This window comes from Pseudoduganella namucuonensis (genome assembly GCF_900116645.1).
Classification (GTDB): domain Bacteria; phylum Pseudomonadota; class Gammaproteobacteria; order Burkholderiales; family Burkholderiaceae_D; genus Rugamonas; species Rugamonas namucuonensis.
The window spans coordinates 132,584-147,307 of the sequence record NZ_FPBO01000020.1; the positions used below are offsets into that span (position 1 = coordinate 132,584).

Below are 14,724 nucleotides of genomic sequence, written 5' to 3' on the forward strand. Positions count from 1 at the left end.
GGTTTGGGGTCTGACCCCAAAGCGGCGTCGGCAGTTAGACTTGGATCGGCGCCTCGTCCATCAAGGCGATCTGCTCGCGCAGTTCGAGGACGCGGTCTTGCCAGTAGCGCTGGGTGTTGAACCAGGGGAAGGCCACGGGGAAGGCGGGGTCGTTCCAGCGCCGCGCGATCCACGCGGAATAGTGGACCAGCCGCAGGGTGCGCAGCGCCTCGATCAGGTGCAGCTCGCGCGGGTCGAAGTCGCAGAAGTCCTCGTAGCCGGCCAGGATGTCGCACATCTGCCCCACCATCTCGCCCCGCTCGCCGGACAGCATCATCCACAGGTCCTGGATGGCGGGACCGGTGCGGCTGTCGTCGAAGTCGACGAAGTGCGGCCCGGCGTCGGTCCACAGCACGTTGCCGCCGTGGCAATCGCCGTGCAGGCGCAGCGTGGCCACGGCGCCGGCCCGGTCGTAGCAGCGCTGCACGCCGTCCAGCGCCTGCGCCAGCACGCTGCCGTAGGCGTCCTTCAGTTCGGGCGGGATGAAGCCGTTGGCCAGCAGGTAGTCGCGCGGCTCGCGGCCGAAGGTGTCGAGGTCCAGCGCGGGACGCTCGCGGTAGGTCTCCAGCTTGCCGACCGCGTGGATGCGGCCGATGAAGCGCCCGGTCCATTCCAGCACGGCGGGGTCGCCCAGTTCGGGCGCGCGGCCGCCGTGGCGCGGAAACACGGAGAAGCGGTAACCCTGGTAGCTGTGCAGCGTGCGGCCGTCCAGCGCCAGCGCCGGCACCACCGGAATCTCGCGCTCGGCCAGCTCGGCCACGAAGCGGTGCTCCTCGAGGATGGCCGCGTCGCTCCAGCGCTCGGGGCGGTAGAACTTGGCGATCAGCGGCTTGTCGTCCTCGATGCCGACCTGGTAGACGCGGTTTTCATAGCTGTTCAGCGCCAGCAGGCGGCCGTCGCCGCGCAGGCCGACGCTGTCGAGGGCGTCGAGCACGCAATCGGGGCCGAGGGCGGCGTAGGGGTGGGGCTGGTCTGCGGGCCGGTCCGCTGGAGTGTGTGGGTTCATGCCGCCATTGTAGCGCTCCCGCCTTTTTCCGCCCGGAAGCCGCGCCGCAGCGTATACTGTCGGCTTCAATCAAGAAAGATCAAGCATATGTCATCACTCGAACAGCCATTATCCGAAAAAGAATTCGACGAACTCGACAACTTCCTGCTGTCCGAGCGCAGCCCGGAGGATTCGATGACGATGGATCACCTGCACGGCTACCTGACCGCCATCGCCATCGGCCCGGAGCCGATCATGCCGGCCGAGTGGCTGTCGCGCGTGTGGGGTCCGGACGGCAAGGACGCGCCCAAGTTCAAGAATCCGAAGGAAGAGGAACGCATCGTCAACCTGATCATGCGCTTCATGAACGAGGTGCTGGTGACGTTCGAGGTGGCGCCCAAGGAGTTCGAGCCGCTGTTCGTCGAGCACGAGGTCGATGGCCAGACGCTGATCGACGCCGAGGCGTGGTGCTGGGGCTTCTGGGAAGGCATGGAGCTGCGTCCCGGTTCGTGGGACGAGATCTGGGATTCCGAAGTGGGCGACCTGATGCGTCCGATCTACCTGCTGGGCGCGGACGAGATCGAAGAGGACGAGCTGCCGCTGGTGGAGGATCCGGTCAAGGCGCACAAGCTGGGCCAGGAACTGGAAGCCAACCTGCCGGCCATCTACAAGTTCTGGGTGCCGCGCCGCAAGGCGCCGGTGGCCACCATCAAGCGCGAAGAGCCGAAAGTCGGCCGCAACGACGACTGCCCTTGCGGCAGCGGCAAAAAGTACAAGAAGTGCCACGGCGCCGAGTCCTGATCCCTTCGTAGCCCCCCCGGGCTGACAATCTTTGTCAGCCCGCCTCCCCTCCCCGCTGACAAATATTGTCCTTCGCCACCGCGCCCGCGGCTGCGGGTGTGAATTCCCGTCACTTTTTGCCTGGCACACAACTTGCCACATGGAAACTTGGAGAACAACACCAAGGAGAATTCCATGCAAGCATTTCAGCACCGGACATGGGCGGCTGCCTGCCTGATGAGCCTGGCCGCGTCCGGCTGGGCGGCGACCGCGTCACTGGAGCGCACGGCCAAGAGCGGCAAGCCCGCGACGACGACGTCGGCCACACCCGGCACGGCCGCCACCCCGGCCCCCATCGGCCCGCAGCCCGCCGCCGATGCCGCCACGGTGGCCGCCGCGCGCCTGCTGGAGCAAGCGACCTTCGGCCCCACCACCGCCGACATCGCCAAGCTGAAAACCATGGGCCAGGCCGCCTGGCTGGCGCAGCAATTCGCCCTGCCCGCCAGCCCCGTGCCGGAAACCACCGAGCTGAACGTGCTGCGCTCCGGCTGGTACAAAAACATGGCCGGCGGACAGGACCAGCTGCGCCAGCGCATGATCTTCGCGCTGTCGCAGATCTTCGTGGTCTCGGCCGACAAGAACCCCTACGCCAACGAAATGCGGCCCTGGCTGGCCACGCTGTCCACGCACGCTTTCGGCAACTTCGAGGACCTGCTGCGCGAGATGAGCTTGAACCCGTCCATGGGCAAATACCTGGACCTGGGCAACAGCGTGGCGCCCTCGCCCAACGAGAACTACGCGCGCGAAGTGATGCAGCTGTTCACCATCGGCCCCGTGATGCTGAACCAGGACGGCAGCGTGCAGACCGACCGCAACGGCGATCCCGTTCCCAGCTACGACCAGGCCCGCATCGCCGACATCTCGCGCGCCCTGAGCGGCTGGACCTACACCGGCGCCAACGCCACCGGCAAGAACTGGGAAAACTTCACCGGCCCGCTGCAGCCGCGCGACAAGCTGCACGACAAGTCCGCCAAGACGCTGCTGCGGGGCGTGTCCGTGCCCGCCGGCCAGACCACGCGGCAGGACTTCGACGCGGTGATGGACAATCTGTTCGACCATCCCAACCTGCCGCCCTTCATCGCCACCCGCTTGATCCGCGCCTTTACCACCAGCAATCCCAGCCCGGCATACATCGAGCGCGTGGCCACGGTGTTCGCCGGCGGCGCGTCCGCGCGCGGCGACCTGAAGGCGACCCTGACCGCCATCCTCACCGATCCCGAGGCGCGGCAAGAGAGCGCCACGCGCGGCAAGCTGAAGGACCCGATCCTGCACTCGCTGAGCCTGATCCGCGCGCTGGACGGCACCGTGCTTAACCCGAACAACCTGTTCTGGGAGTACTTCCTGCTGGGCCAGAAGCTGCTGAACGCGCCCAGCGTGTTCAACTTCTACTCGCCGATGACGCGCCTGCCGGGCACGACCGACAAGTTCGGCCCCGAGTTCCAGCTGTACGCCCCGGCCCAGGCGGTGGCGCGCGCCAACTTCCTGTACCAATTCATCGCCGGCAACGCCGGCAGCATGGTCAGCCTCGACATCGCGCCCTTCGTGAACGCGGCGGGCGACGCCACCGCGCTGCTGAACCTGGTGGACGCGAAACTGCTGCAGGGCCGCATGTCCGCCGCGGCCCGGGCCGCGATCGCCGCGTCCGTCGCCGCCACCGCCGACAAGAAGCAGCGCGCCATCACCGCCCTGTACCTGACCGCCATCACCGCCGAATTCGCGGTTCAGCAATAACCAGGAGATCGCCATGAGCAAGCAATCCATGTCACGCCGCGGCTTCCTCGGCCTGGGCGCGCAGGCCGGCATGCTGGGCGCGCTGTCCAGCCTGGGCCTGCTGGCCGCCAAGCCCGCCCACGCGGCCGTCGCGGACTACAAGGCGCTGGTGTGCCTGTACATGTTCGGCGGCAACGACGGCAACAATATGATCGTGCCGCTGGACACCGTCCGCTACGGCAAGTACACGGCGATACGGGGCGGCCTGGCGCTGTCGGCCAACGCCAAGACGCTGCTGGGCCAGCGCAGCGCGCGCCTGCAGGCGGTGGCCTCGCCGGTGGACCAGCCGTTCGCCTTCCACTACGGCATGCCGGAACTGGACGCGCTGTACGGCCAAGGCCAGGTGGCCGCGCTGCTGAACGTGGGCAGCCTGCGCCAGCCGCTGACCAAGGCGCAGTACCAGGCCGGCACGGCGATTCCGCCGCAGTTGTTCTCGCATCCGGACCAGCAATTGCAGAACCAGGCCGGCACGCCGTCGGCGGCTGGCACGGGCTGGGGCGGGCGCCTGGTGGACCTGCTGGGCACGGGCGGCGACCTGGACGCGGTCGCGCTCAGCTCCGGCGGCCTGTTCATCGAGGGCGCGAAGACGCACGGCAACCTGATCCCGGGCAATGGCCAGCTGAACCTGGCCGGCATGAACTTTTGGCCGCAGGCCGAGGCGGACAAGCGCCGCGCGGCGCTGGTGCAGCTGCTATCGGCCAGCAATCCCAACGTCGTGGCGGCGACCGCCAACCGCTCGCTGTTGAACGGCATGGAACTGGTGACGGACCTGAAAGCGGCCGCCTCCGGCGCGGCGCTGTCCACCGTGTTCCCCGGCTACGGCCTGGCCCAGCAACTGAAGACGGTGGCGCAGCTGATCCGGCTGCGTTCGCAGCAAGGTCCGGGACGGCAGGTGTATTTCGTGTCGCAGGGCGGCTTCGACACGCACGGCGGCCAGGCCTACCAGCAGTTCGACATGCTGCGCCAGGTGTCGCAGTCGGTGGCCGCGTTCCAGCAGGCGCTGGGCGAGATCGGCGCGCAGCAGCAGGTCACCACGTTCACCATGTCCGACTTCGGCCGCACCTTGCAGCCCAACAGCGGCGGCACCGACCACGCCTGGGGCAACCATCACCTGATCATCGGCGGCGCGGTCAAGGGCGGGCTGTACGGCGAGTTCCCCGACTTCACGCTGGGCGGCGGGGACGACGCCACCGGGCGCGGCGTGTGGATACCCCGGATCTCCAACCAGCAATACGGCGCCACCCTGGGCCGCTGGTTCGGCGCCGACACCGACATGCTGGAAACACAGGTGTTCAAGAACGAACTGGCGGGCTTCGCGGTGAAGGATATCGGCTTCATGAACTGAGGAATGGGGGGCAGCGGCGCCGGTACGACGGAAAAGCGGCATGCTATAGTGCAATTCCGACAACCCCGATCCCCATCCCGATGCGCAAACTCGCCGGCATTCTTTTCGCGTCCTGCCTCCCCTTGCTTCCACTGCACGCCGGCGCCCAGGAGGTGCCGCGATGCGCGGCGGGCGACCAGAAACTGGACTACGAGGGCTACGTGAAAATCGGCGGCATCGAGCAGTGGGTGACGGTCAAGGGCGAGCGCTGCGACAACCCCGTCGTGCTGTTCGTGCACGGCGGACCGGGCAACCCCTTGTCGCCGTACGCGAACTCGCCCTACCGCGCCTGGGAAAAGGACTACACGCTGGTGCACTGGGACCAGCGCGGCGCGGGACGGACCTTCGCCCGCAATCCCGTCCCGTCCGACGGCGGCGGGGCGCCGCTGACCATCGCGGGCATGGCGGCCGACGGCACGGAGCTGGCGGCCCATCTGCGTGAGCGCTTGAAAAAGAAGAACGTCATCCTGTTCGGCTCGTCCTGGGGATCGGTGCTGGCGGTGCACATGGCGAAGTCGCGCCCCGATCTGTTCGCGGCCTACCTGGGCACGGGACAGCTGGTCAGCCACCCGGAAAACGACATCGCCAGCTACCGCAAGGCGCTGGCGCTGGCGCGCGCCGCCGGCGACGCGAAAACACTGGCGGCCATCGAGCCGCTGGGCGAGCCGCCTTGGACCAATCCGCGCGCACCCGGCATCCTGCGCCGCGCCACCCGCGTCTACGAGGCGAAAACCTCGGCGCAGGGGCCCGCGTCGTGGTGGGAGCACGCGCCCGCCTACGCCACCGACAAGGCGCGCGCCGATTACGAAAGCGGCGAGGACTATTCCTGGCTGCAGTTCGTCGGCATGAAGGGCAATGGCATGCTGTCCACGCTGGACCTGCCCAAGCTCGGCCTGGATTTCAAGATTCCCGTGTACCTGGTCCAAGGGTCGGAAGACCTGGTGACGGTGCCCGAGGTGGCGAAGCGCTATTTCGATTCCATCGCCGCACCGCGCAAGGAATACCTGCTGCTGCAAAACACCGGGCACGACCCGAACCCGGCCATGGTCCAGGCCCAGTACATCATCCTCACCACGCGGATCGCGCCGGCGGCGAGGTAGGACGCTGGCTTATTTGTAGATGCCGGAGCCGACGATCAGGTCGCCGAGCCGCTCCACGTAGCCGGCCTTGGGGTCCACCGACTTGGTGAGCGGATTGGGCCATTTGTATTCCACCCAGCCCTTGCCGGCCGGGCCGCTGGCGGTCTCGATGAAACTCTTGACGATGTATTTGCCTTCACCGTCGCGCAATTCGAGCAGGTTGCGTCCGACCATCTTGGGATTGATGCCGTGCGACAGCGCGACGCCCTGCGTGTCGTACACGTAGACGTACAGGTCGCGGTCGTGGAAGGTGGCGTTGGCGGGATTGGCGAATTCCGCGAAGGCTTTTTCCCTGCCGTTTTCCTTGATGTATGCGATCGCCTTCTGGGTCATGGCGACCGCCTCGGCGGCCGTGCCCTTGTCCGCCGCGGACGCGGGCGCCAGGAGGGACAGCGCGGCGCCCAGTGCGGCGGCGCGAATGAGTGTTTTCATATCATTGTCTCCATACTCGGATGTTTTTACGGGTGCCTAGGAGCAACCCTGATCCGAGTATGAAGCGGCGCCGCGGCCTTGTCGTCAGTAGCAATACGCAGGCGTGGCGCGGCGGCGACACCGCCCCGCCATCACAGCTTGATGAAGTGCTCGCGGTAGTACTTCAGCTCTTCGATGGACTCGGTGATGTCGGCCAGCGCCGTGTGCTTCTGGTGCTTCTTGAAGCCACCCACGATTTCCGGCTTCCAGCGCTTGCACAGTTCCTTCAGGGTCGACACGTCCACGTTGCGGTAGTGGAAGAACGCCTCCAGTTTGGGCATGTAGCGCACCATGAAGCGGCGGTCCTGGCCGATGGTGTTGCCGCACATCGGCGATTTGCCGGCGGGAACCCATTGCTTCATGAAGGCGATCAGCTCGGCCTCGGCCTGCGCCTCGGTCACGGTGGACGCCTTGACGCGCTCGGTCAGGCCGGAACGGCCGTGGGTGCCCTTGTTCCAGTTGTCCATCTTGTCCAGCACTTCGTCGGATTGGTGGATCGCGAACACCGGGCCTTCGGCCAGAAAATTCAGGTGCATATCGGTGACCACCACCGCCACCTCGATGATGCGGTCGGTGTCGGGCTCCAGGCCGGTCATTTCCATGTCCACCCACACCAGGTTCATTTCGTTGGGACGCTGCTGGTGGGTAGTCGTTGGGATTTCGGTCGCTTGTGACATAATTCTCTCTTGGCCTAAACAATCCGCCATTTTCTCACAGGCATAGAATGTATTCACACGCGTTTTCGATTTTGTTCGTCTCTTTCCTGGTTTTGACGCTGGGGGTGCGCTTCTGGCTGGCCTCGCGCCACATCCGCCACGTGCTGGCGCACCGCGCCGCCGTGCCCGCCGAGTTCGCGGAGAAAATCCCGCTGCACGCGCACCAGAAGGCGGCCGACTACACCATCGCGAAAACCAAGTTCGGCATGCTGGCCATGCTGGTCAACGCCGCCGTGCTGATCGGCTTCACCCTGCTGGGCGGCCTGCAGTGGCTGTCGGTGGAGGTCTACAAGCTGACCGGCCCCGGCATGGCCTACCAGATCGGCCTGCTGGTGGCCTACGCCGCCATCTCCGGCCTGATCGACTTGCCGTTCGATTACTATAAACAATTCGGCATGGAGCAGAAGTTCGGCTTCAACAAGATGAGCAAGCGCCTGTTCTTCGCCGACATCGGTAAAGGCGTGGCGCTGGGCGCCGCGATCGGCCTGCCGCTGGTGTGGGTGGTGCTGACGCTGATGGACAAGAGCGGCGCGCTGTGGTGGCTGTACGCGTGGTTCGTCTGGAGCGGTTTCCAGCTGCTGATGATGGTGCTGTTCCCCACCGTGATCGCGCCCATGTTCAACAAGTTCACGCCGCTGTCCGACGAGTCGCTGAAGTCGCGCATCGAGGGCCTGATGAAGCGCGTCGGCTTCGCCTCCAAGGGCCTGTTCGTGATGGACGGCTCCAAGCGCAGCGCGCACGGCAACGCCTATTTCTCGGGCTTCGGCGCCAACAAGCGCATCGTGTTCTTCGACACCCTGCTGTCGCGCCTGGCGCCGCAGGAGATCGAGGCGGTGCTGGCGCACGAGCTGGGCCACTTCAAGCTCAAGCACATCATCAAGCGCATCGCGATGATGTTCGCCATTTCGCTGGGCTTCCTGGCGCTGCTGGGCTGGCTCAAGACCCAGCTGTGGTTCTACACCGGCCTGGGCGTCGATCCGCTGCTGCTGCCTGGCCAGAGCAACGACGCCATGGCGCTGCTGCTGTTCATGCTGGCGCTGCCGGTCTTCACCTTCCTGCTGGGCCCGCTGACTTCGCTCAGCTCGCGCAAGCACGAATTCGAGGCGGACGCCTTCGCCGCCAAGCACACCGACGGGCGCGACCTGGTGTCGGCCCTGGTCAAGATGTACGAGGACAACGCCTCGACGCTGACGCCCGATCCCCTGCATTCGGCGTTTTACGATTCCCACCCGCCGGCCAGCGTGCGCATCCGGCACCTGAACATGGCCGCGCAATGAGGACCTCTCATTGACCAAATCATTGACCAATTCATCGACCACTACTATGACGACATCCATCCAACACAGCGGCGACCTGCTGCGCCTGCGCTGCGCGCCCGCCAAGGACGCGCTGGACGGCGCCGAGGCCGCGCGCCTGGCCGCCCTGCTGCCGCAGTGGCGCCTGGAAGACGGCAAGCTGGTACGCGAATTCGGCTTCGCCAACTACTTTGAAACCATCGCCTTCGTGAACGCGCTGGCCTGGTTCACCCACCACCAGGACCATCACCCGGAACTGACGGTGACGTACAAGAACTGCGTGGTGCGCTACGACACGCACTCCGTCAACGCGGGCCAGGGCGGCCTGTCCCTCAACGATTTCATTTGCGCAGCCAAGGCGGACGCCCTGATGCTGGAGCTTGCATGAGCAAACAGGCACTGACCGGCACCATCATCGCGGCCCATGGCCGCCACTACCTCGCCGACGCGGACGGCCAGAAGCTGCAGTGCGTCACCCGCGGCAAGAAGACCAATGTCGCGGTCGGCGACGTCGTCAAGCTGACCCTGACGTCCAACGACCAGGCCGTGATCGACGCCATCACCGAGCGCAAGACGCTGCTGTACCGCTCGGACCAGTACAAGTCCAAGCTGCTGGCGGCCAACGTCACGCAGCTGTTCATCGTGGTCGCGACCGAGCCCGGCTTCACGGACGACCTGGTGTCGCGCGCGCTGGTGGCGACCGAGGCGGCCGGCATCCAGGCCCACCTGATCCTGAACAAGGTGGACGTGACCGAATCGCTGCAGCGCACCCGCGAGCGCCTGACGGTGTATTCCAAGCTGGGCTACCCGGTGCACGAGGTGTCGGCCAAGACGCAGCCGGAACAGACGGTGGCCACCCTGAAGCCGCTGCTGGCGGGCCAGAGCTCGATCCTGATCGGCCAGTCCGGCATGGGCAAGTCCTCGCTGATCAACCTGCTGATCCCGGACGCCGACATCGCCGTGCGCGAGATCTCGGCCGCGCTGGACACCGGCAAGCACACCACCACCTTCACGCGCCTGTACACGATGCCCGAACTCGGCGAGGGCACCGCCATCATCGATTCGCCGGGCTTCCAGGAGTTCGGCCTGTACCACCTGAGCGAGGGCATGCTGGAGCGCGCCTTCCGCGATTTCCAGCCCTACCTGGGCGGCTGCAAGTACTACAACTGCCGCCACCTGAACGAGCCGCAGTGCCCGATCCGGGACGCGGTCGCCTCCGGCGAGATCTCCCCCATGCGGCACGCGCTGTACGGCCAGCTGCTGCACGAATCGGCGCAGACGCTGTACTGAGGCGTCGACCGCCCTCCCCCAGCCGCCCGCGCCCGCAAGCGGGCGGTGTTGTACGACCCATCACACTCCCTTGCCTGGACGACAAGACAGTTGGCTTTTTTTAAAAAAGTCGATTGCACCTTTCAATGCTCTAGAGCATTATCATATCGATGACGGCAAAATTCAGGGGACGTGATGGACATGTTCGCGGTCGAGGACGAGGTTGCGCGATGGGAGGTCGCGCTGCTTCCATTGCGCGGTCCCGCGCGCCTCGCCGTGCTGCCGCCGCTGGCCTGGCACCTGCGCCAGCGCGACAGCGACCGCGCCGACGGCCTGGCCGCCGAGGCCCTGTCCCTGCTCCCCCATGAACAAGCGGCCGAACGCGCCCGCATGCAGCTGGTGCGCGCCGAGGTGCAGTGGCTGCGTGGCGCGCTGGACGCCGCCGAGGCGCAAGCCGGCCAGGCCTTCGCCGCGCTGTGCGCGCAAGGCGACCACGCCGGCTGCGCGGACGCGCACTGGCTGCAGGCCTGGATCGCCATCGACCGCGGCGACCACGCCCGGCGCGACCTGGAACTGGAGCTGGCCACGGCCGCCGCCACGCGGGCGCGCGACGAACACCGGCTGCGCATCCTGGAGGCGACCGTCGCGCGCTGGGACATCCTGCGCGAGCCGAACCGCGCCCCCGCCTGGACCGAGCGCCTGCGGCGCGCGGACGGCGGCGACGGCGCCCCGCCCTGCGGCGTGGCCGCCTGGACCCACGACTACCACGGCATCGCCGCCAGCCAGTCCAGCAATTTCGGCATGGCCGCCAGCCACTACATCCGCTGCTACGAGGCGGCGCTGGAAACGGGCCAGCTGCGCGCCGCCATCATCGCCGCCACCAACATCGGCGAGGACTTCACCAACCTGAACGACCACCAGGCCTCGCTGGAATGGATGCAGTGCGCGCTCGACCTGGCGCGCCCCACCGGCTGGCCGCGCAGCGTGGGCTCGGCGCTGATGCACACGGCCGACACCATGCGCCGCCTGGGCCGGCGCGACGCGGCCGAGGAACTGCTGCACGAGGCGCTGGAGATCCTGGCGCCGATCTCCGGCGCGCGCAGCTACGCCATCGCGCTGCAATACCTGGGCGACCTGTCGCTGGACAAGGACGATTTCGGCGCCGCGCTGGACGCCTTCACCCGCCTCGCGGGGCGCGCCGAGGCGCTGCAGCAGGCCGACTTCCACACCGTGGCCAAGCGCGGCCAGGCGCACGCGCTGTCCGGCCTGGGCTTGGCGCGCGAGGCGCTGGAGGCGGCGCACGACGCGGTGCGCTTGGCGGCCGAACAGCGCAACGCCTACCACCAGATCACGGCGTTGCGGGTGCTGTCCATCATCCACAGCCAGCACGCGCTGCCCTGCCCGGACGGCATGACGGAGCCGAACGCCACCCTGCACTATCTGCACCAGGCGCTGGCCGTGGCCAAGACGATAGATGGCTACACCCTGCCCGGCGACCTGCTGGACGCGGTGGCGCGCGAATACGCCGCCGCCGGCAGCCACCAGCGCGCCTACGAGATGGCGCTGGCCGCCGGCGCCGCGCGCGACAAGACCCACAGCCAGGAGGCCACCAACCGCGCCGTCGCCATGCAGGTGCACCACCAGACGCAAAAGGCGCGCGCCGAGGGCCTGCACCACCGCGAACTGGCCGCCTCCGAGGCGCGGCGGGCCGAGGTGCTGGCGCAGACCAGCGCCACCCTGGAGCGGCTGTCCGCCATCGGCCGGGAAATCACCACCCACCTGGACGCGGCCGGCGTGTTCGCCGCGCTGAACCGCCACGTGCAGGCGCTGCTGCCGGCCGACACCTTCGCCATCTACCTGTGCGCCGCCGACGGCGCGGCGCTGACGCGCGCCTTCGGCGTGGAGGGCGGCCGGCCGCTGCCGTCCAACACCATCCCGCTGACGCATCCGCGTTCCTATTCGGTGCGCAGCCTGGCCGAACGGCGCGAGGTGTACGTGGACGACCTGTCCCGGGACGGCTTCCCGAGCACGCCCGGCACCTGCCCCAACCTGAGCGCGCTGTACGTGCCGCTGCTGGTGGGCGAGCGCTGCCTGGGTGTGATGACGGTGCAGGCGCTGGGCACCTGCGCCTACGGCGAGCGCGAGCGGCTGATCTTCCGCACGCTGTGCGCCTACGGCGCCATCGCGCTGGACAACGCGCAGGCCTACCGCCAGCTGCAGGACGCGCAAACCCAGTTGGTGTCGCAGGAAAAGCTGGCCGCGCTCGGCTCGCTGATGGCCGGCGTGGCGCACGAGCTGAACACGCCGATCGGCAACAGCCTGCTGATCGCCAGCACGCTGCAGCAAAAGACGGCGGAGATCGAGCGGCAGATGAACGGCGCCGGCCTGCGCCGCTCCGAGCTGGCGGCCTTCATCTCGGACGCGCAGAAGGCGTCCGAGCTGGTGATGCGCGGCCTAACCAGCGCGGCCGACCTGGTGAACAGCTTCAAGCAGGTGGCGGTCGACCGCACCACCGAGCAGCGCCGCAACTTCAACCTGCAGCAGGTGACGCACGAGGTGATCGCCACCATGATGAACCGCATCCGCAACGCCAAGCACAGCCTCAAGTACGAGGTGGCGGACGGTATCGCGATGGACAGCTATCCCGGCCCCTTCGGCCAGGTGATCGCCAACTTCATCAACAACGCGCTGCTGCACGCGTTCGAGGGCCGCGAGCATGGGCAGATGCGGCTGGTGGCCACTTGCCCGGTCGAGGGCCGGGTGCTGATCCGCTTCAGCGACAACGGCGTCGGCATCGCCGAAGAGTATCAAAACCGCATCTTCGACCCCTTTTTCACCACCAAGCTGGGCCAGGGTGGCAGCGGCCTGGGGCTATCGATCAGCTACAACATCGTGACCTCGCTGCTGGGCGGCCAGATCGGCGTGGCCAGCAGCGGCGAAGGCACCACGTTCTCGCTGGACCTGCCGCTGACGGCGCCGGAGCACGAGGAGACGGGGCCGGCGGCGATTTACCATTAGCCCACCGTCGCGTTGACGTCGCCGATCGGTTTGCCGCCATGGTCGTTGCCGTCGCCGACGGTGATGATTTTCAAGGGCATGCGGCCTCCTTGTCGTCGACGCTCAAATCAGTAGGTTGGCGGCCCGTCCGGCTCAGGCGTGATCACGTCGGAAACACCCCGCCACTCCGGAAGTTTCGCCGGAGGTAAAGGCAAGAATTCATCCAACCGACTGAACTTCAGATCAGGATTTACCACTAAAGCATCCGAGATTTCCCTGTATCTCTTTTCTCGATCCAGATCGACGAACACGCCCAACTGTTTAAACTCGTCTTTCTCTTGCTCAGTTGACGTACGCCTATTTCCATCACCAAACAATAGGGAAAGCGACGAGGCACACCGATCGCATCCGAAACGGACCCCATCCTGATACAAGGACAAGGCCTCCTTTAAGCGATTCTGCACCTCCGCTTCGATTGCCAACCTGTAAGCTGCCTCCCCATGTCCTTGCTGGTAAGCACAATGCACCATCTCCCTCTCCTCCTCCAATCTTCCAGCTTTACCGTAAGCATCCGCCAGTGCCAATTGCGCATCCGGACTACCTAACTCTGCCGCCTTCAGGAAGTAGGCCCATGCAAAATCCTGATTGTAAACAGCATCGCCGTAACCATGGTGATGAGCCACTCCAAGATCATAAAACGCCCATGGCTGACCGGCCGCCACGCCTTGACGAACAATCTCCACGGACTTGTTTATGTCTTCCTTAAGGACATTATTGGAAGGTAATGGCCCCAATCCGGTGCGATAGAAATATGCCATAAGCGCACGCGCACCCCAGTCGCCTTTTTTCGATGCCGATTCGACGCTCGTAAGAATATGCATGGCTTCCTGCCGGGTCAGTTGCCACTCGATCTTGCTGCGCCAGAGCTTACGCGCCTCCATATATGAGTGGAATACCTCCGCATTACGAGTCCTAGGCATATGATCTTTCCATCTACCACAAATGGGAATTGAAGCTTCGGCGTCAAAATTTCTAAGTCCGTCTGGAATAGCGTGCATGGTGCGATATCCTAAATATTGAATGATCAGATAAGTGCCAATAGCGACGACAAAAAAAATGCTGAATTTTATCCACGTATTCGTGTGTTTAATTCTCATGTCAAATCACCGGTTTACCAGGCTTGCGATCGACATGGAAAGGCATCAACTGATTCACAAGGCGCGCCCCAGACTTCATGGAAGCCGCATTCTTTTCCATATCTTCCTTCCAATTTTCAAACACTTTTAGCATGTTCGAAAATTGGGCTGGGCCTGGATCACCAGGATTTCCACTACATTGCCTAAAAAGATCGCAGCGAAGCTGATACGCCACATCCTTCGCCTCGCTCAGCACATTCAGTTCGCTATCCAGCGCCATGCTGCGCAGATTCAGGTTGGCCGACCCGATCGTAAACGCGGCGTCATCGACGATGGCGACCTTGGCGTGGATATAGATTTCCTCGTATTCATCAGGCCGCAATCTGCGGCTCGAGGGCGGCTTGGCGCAGGTCCAAAGCGATCCCATGACCACGTTGATACCGAACTTGGCCAGCTTCTCGGGGGTAAGCGGCTCGGCTTGGAGACGCTTGCGCGCCTTCTCCACTGTTTCCGCGTGCTCGTACACCATGGTGTGGCTATGCCCCAGCGTCTTGGCCACATCGTAGGTGGCCGGGTCCATGCCAGCTATCTCGGGTGTCGATGTCAGGATGAAGACGTAGATCGGCTTGGTGTATCCGCCTTCCCGCTGCCTCTGCACGCATGCGCACAAGTGCTGCGCCCAC

General features: G+C 65.6%; 13 protein-coding genes. 8 read left to right on the forward strand and 5 right to left on the reverse strand.

All coding sequences use genetic code 11. From position 1 onward, the window contains the following. Positions 1–34: 34 nt before the first annotated feature. Complete coding sequence (locus BM436_RS20585) at positions 35–1,045, reverse strand: serine/threonine protein kinase (RefSeq protein ID WP_093557405.1); 1,011 nt, start codon at positions 1,043–1,045, stop codon at positions 35–37. 87 nt (positions 1,046–1,132) lie between these two features. Here BM436_RS20585 and BM436_RS20590 point away from each other — a divergent pair, with 87 nt between their 5' ends. The 4 genes from BM436_RS20590 (at position 1,133) to BM436_RS20605 (ending at position 6,118) form a co-directional block, all read left to right on the forward strand. Further along, positions 1,133–1,825 (forward strand): UPF0149 family protein, encoded by a 693-nt coding sequence (locus tag BM436_RS20590; RefSeq protein ID WP_093557406.1) that lies wholly within the window; start codon positions 1,133–1,135, stop codon positions 1,823–1,825. A gap of 174 nt (positions 1,826–1,999) precedes the next feature. After that, the gene (locus BM436_RS20595) at positions 2,000–3,595 is read left to right on the forward strand and encodes a DUF1800 domain-containing protein (protein WP_143133250.1); all 1,596 of its coding nucleotides are present in this window, start codon (positions 2,000–2,002) and stop codon (positions 3,593–3,595) included. A 13-nt stretch (positions 3,596–3,608) separates the two neighbouring features. Then, the gene (locus tag BM436_RS20600; protein ID WP_093557408.1) at positions 3,609–4,979 is read left to right on the forward strand and encodes a DUF1501 domain-containing protein; all 1,371 of its coding nucleotides are present in this window, start codon (positions 3,609–3,611) and stop codon (positions 4,977–4,979) included. A gap of 122 nt (positions 4,980–5,101) precedes the next feature. Next, positions 5,102–6,118 (forward strand): alpha/beta hydrolase, encoded by a 1,017-nt coding sequence (locus BM436_RS20605; protein WP_218164899.1) that lies wholly within the window; start codon positions 5,102–5,104, stop codon positions 6,116–6,118. 9 nt (positions 6,119–6,127) lie between these two features. On the opposite strand, the gene BM436_RS20610 is transcribed toward BM436_RS20605, so the two are convergent. Together BM436_RS20610 and orn are read right to left on the reverse strand one after the other, a co-directional pair. Continuing rightward, the gene (locus tag BM436_RS20610) at positions 6,128–6,589 is read right to left on the reverse strand and encodes a cache domain-containing protein (RefSeq protein WP_093557410.1); all 462 of its coding nucleotides are present in this window, start codon (positions 6,587–6,589) and stop codon (positions 6,128–6,130) included. Between the two features lie 131 nt (positions 6,590–6,720). Then, on the reverse strand, positions 6,721–7,305 hold the full coding sequence (gene orn, locus BM436_RS20615) for an oligoribonuclease (protein ID WP_177307372.1): 585 nt from the start codon (positions 7,303–7,305) through the stop codon (positions 6,721–6,723). A 47-nt stretch (positions 7,306–7,352) separates the two neighbouring features. Between orn and BM436_RS20620 the strand changes: the two genes are divergently transcribed. From BM436_RS20620 to BM436_RS20635, 4 genes are all read left to right on the forward strand, one after another. Then, complete coding sequence (locus BM436_RS20620; protein WP_093557412.1) at positions 7,353–8,621, forward strand: M48 family metallopeptidase; 1,269 nt, start codon at positions 7,353–7,355, stop codon at positions 8,619–8,621. Positions 8,622–8,667: 46 nt separating this feature from the next. Continuing rightward, on the forward strand, positions 8,668–9,027 hold the full coding sequence (locus BM436_RS20625; RefSeq protein ID WP_093557413.1) for a 4a-hydroxytetrahydrobiopterin dehydratase: 360 nt from the start codon (positions 8,668–8,670) through the stop codon (positions 9,025–9,027). Then, complete coding sequence (gene rsgA, locus BM436_RS20630; RefSeq protein ID WP_093557414.1) at positions 9,024–9,929, forward strand: ribosome small subunit-dependent GTPase A; 906 nt, start codon at positions 9,024–9,026, stop codon at positions 9,927–9,929. The genes BM436_RS20625 and rsgA overlap by 4 nt, the downstream gene beginning before the upstream one ends. Before the next feature lie 174 nt (positions 9,930–10,103). After that, positions 10,104–12,926, forward strand: coding sequence for an ATP-binding protein (locus BM436_RS20635; protein WP_093557415.1), 2,823 nt, complete (start codon positions 10,104–10,106; stop codon positions 12,924–12,926). Positions 12,927–13,033: 107 nt separating this feature from the next. Here BM436_RS20635 and BM436_RS20640 read toward each other — a convergent pair whose 3' ends face one another. Next, positions 13,034–14,062, reverse strand: a complete 1,029-nt coding sequence (locus BM436_RS20640) for an SEL1-like repeat protein (protein WP_093557416.1) — start codon at positions 14,060–14,062, stop codon at positions 13,034–13,036. A gap of 1 nt (position 14,063) precedes the next feature. Then, positions 14,064–14,724: phospholipase D-like domain-containing protein (locus BM436_RS20645; protein WP_229490545.1), on the reverse strand; the 661-nt coding region annotated here is incomplete at its 5' end.

What these genes read in the sequence shown, in the direction of transcription:
- BM436_RS20620 (WP_093557412.1), top strand. Translation starts at nt 7,353, where the DNA reads ATGTATTCACACGCGTTTTCGATTTTGTTCGTCTCTTTCCTGGTTTTG.
- BM436_RS20640 (WP_093557416.1), bottom strand. Translation starts at nt 14,062, where the DNA reads ATGAGAATTAAACACACGAATACGTGGATAAAATTCAGCATTTTTTTT.
- BM436_RS20635 (WP_093557415.1), top strand. Translation starts at nt 10,104, where the DNA reads ATGGACATGTTCGCGGTCGAGGACGAGGTTGCGCGATGGGAGGTCGCG.
- BM436_RS20590 (WP_093557406.1), top strand. Translation starts at nt 1,133, where the DNA reads ATGTCATCACTCGAACAGCCATTATCCGAAAAAGAATTCGACGAACTC.
- BM436_RS20595 (WP_143133250.1), top strand. Translation starts at nt 2,000, where the DNA reads ATGCAAGCATTTCAGCACCGGACATGGGCGGCTGCCTGCCTGATGAGC.
- BM436_RS20600 (WP_093557408.1), top strand. Translation starts at nt 3,609, where the DNA reads ATGAGCAAGCAATCCATGTCACGCCGCGGCTTCCTCGGCCTGGGCGCG.
- rsgA (WP_093557414.1), top strand. Translation starts at nt 9,024, where the DNA reads ATGAGCAAACAGGCACTGACCGGCACCATCATCGCGGCCCATGGCCGC.
- BM436_RS20610 (WP_093557410.1), bottom strand. Translation starts at nt 6,589, where the DNA reads ATGAAAACACTCATTCGCGCCGCCGCACTGGGCGCCGCGCTGTCCCTC.
- BM436_RS20585 (WP_093557405.1), bottom strand. Translation starts at nt 1,045, where the DNA reads ATGAACCCACACACTCCAGCGGACCGGCCCGCAGACCAGCCCCACCCC.
- orn (WP_177307372.1), bottom strand. Translation starts at nt 7,305, where the DNA reads ATGTCACAAGCGACCGAAATCCCAACGACTACCCACCAGCAGCGTCCC.
- BM436_RS20625 (WP_093557413.1), top strand. Translation starts at nt 8,668, where the DNA reads ATGACGACATCCATCCAACACAGCGGCGACCTGCTGCGCCTGCGCTGC.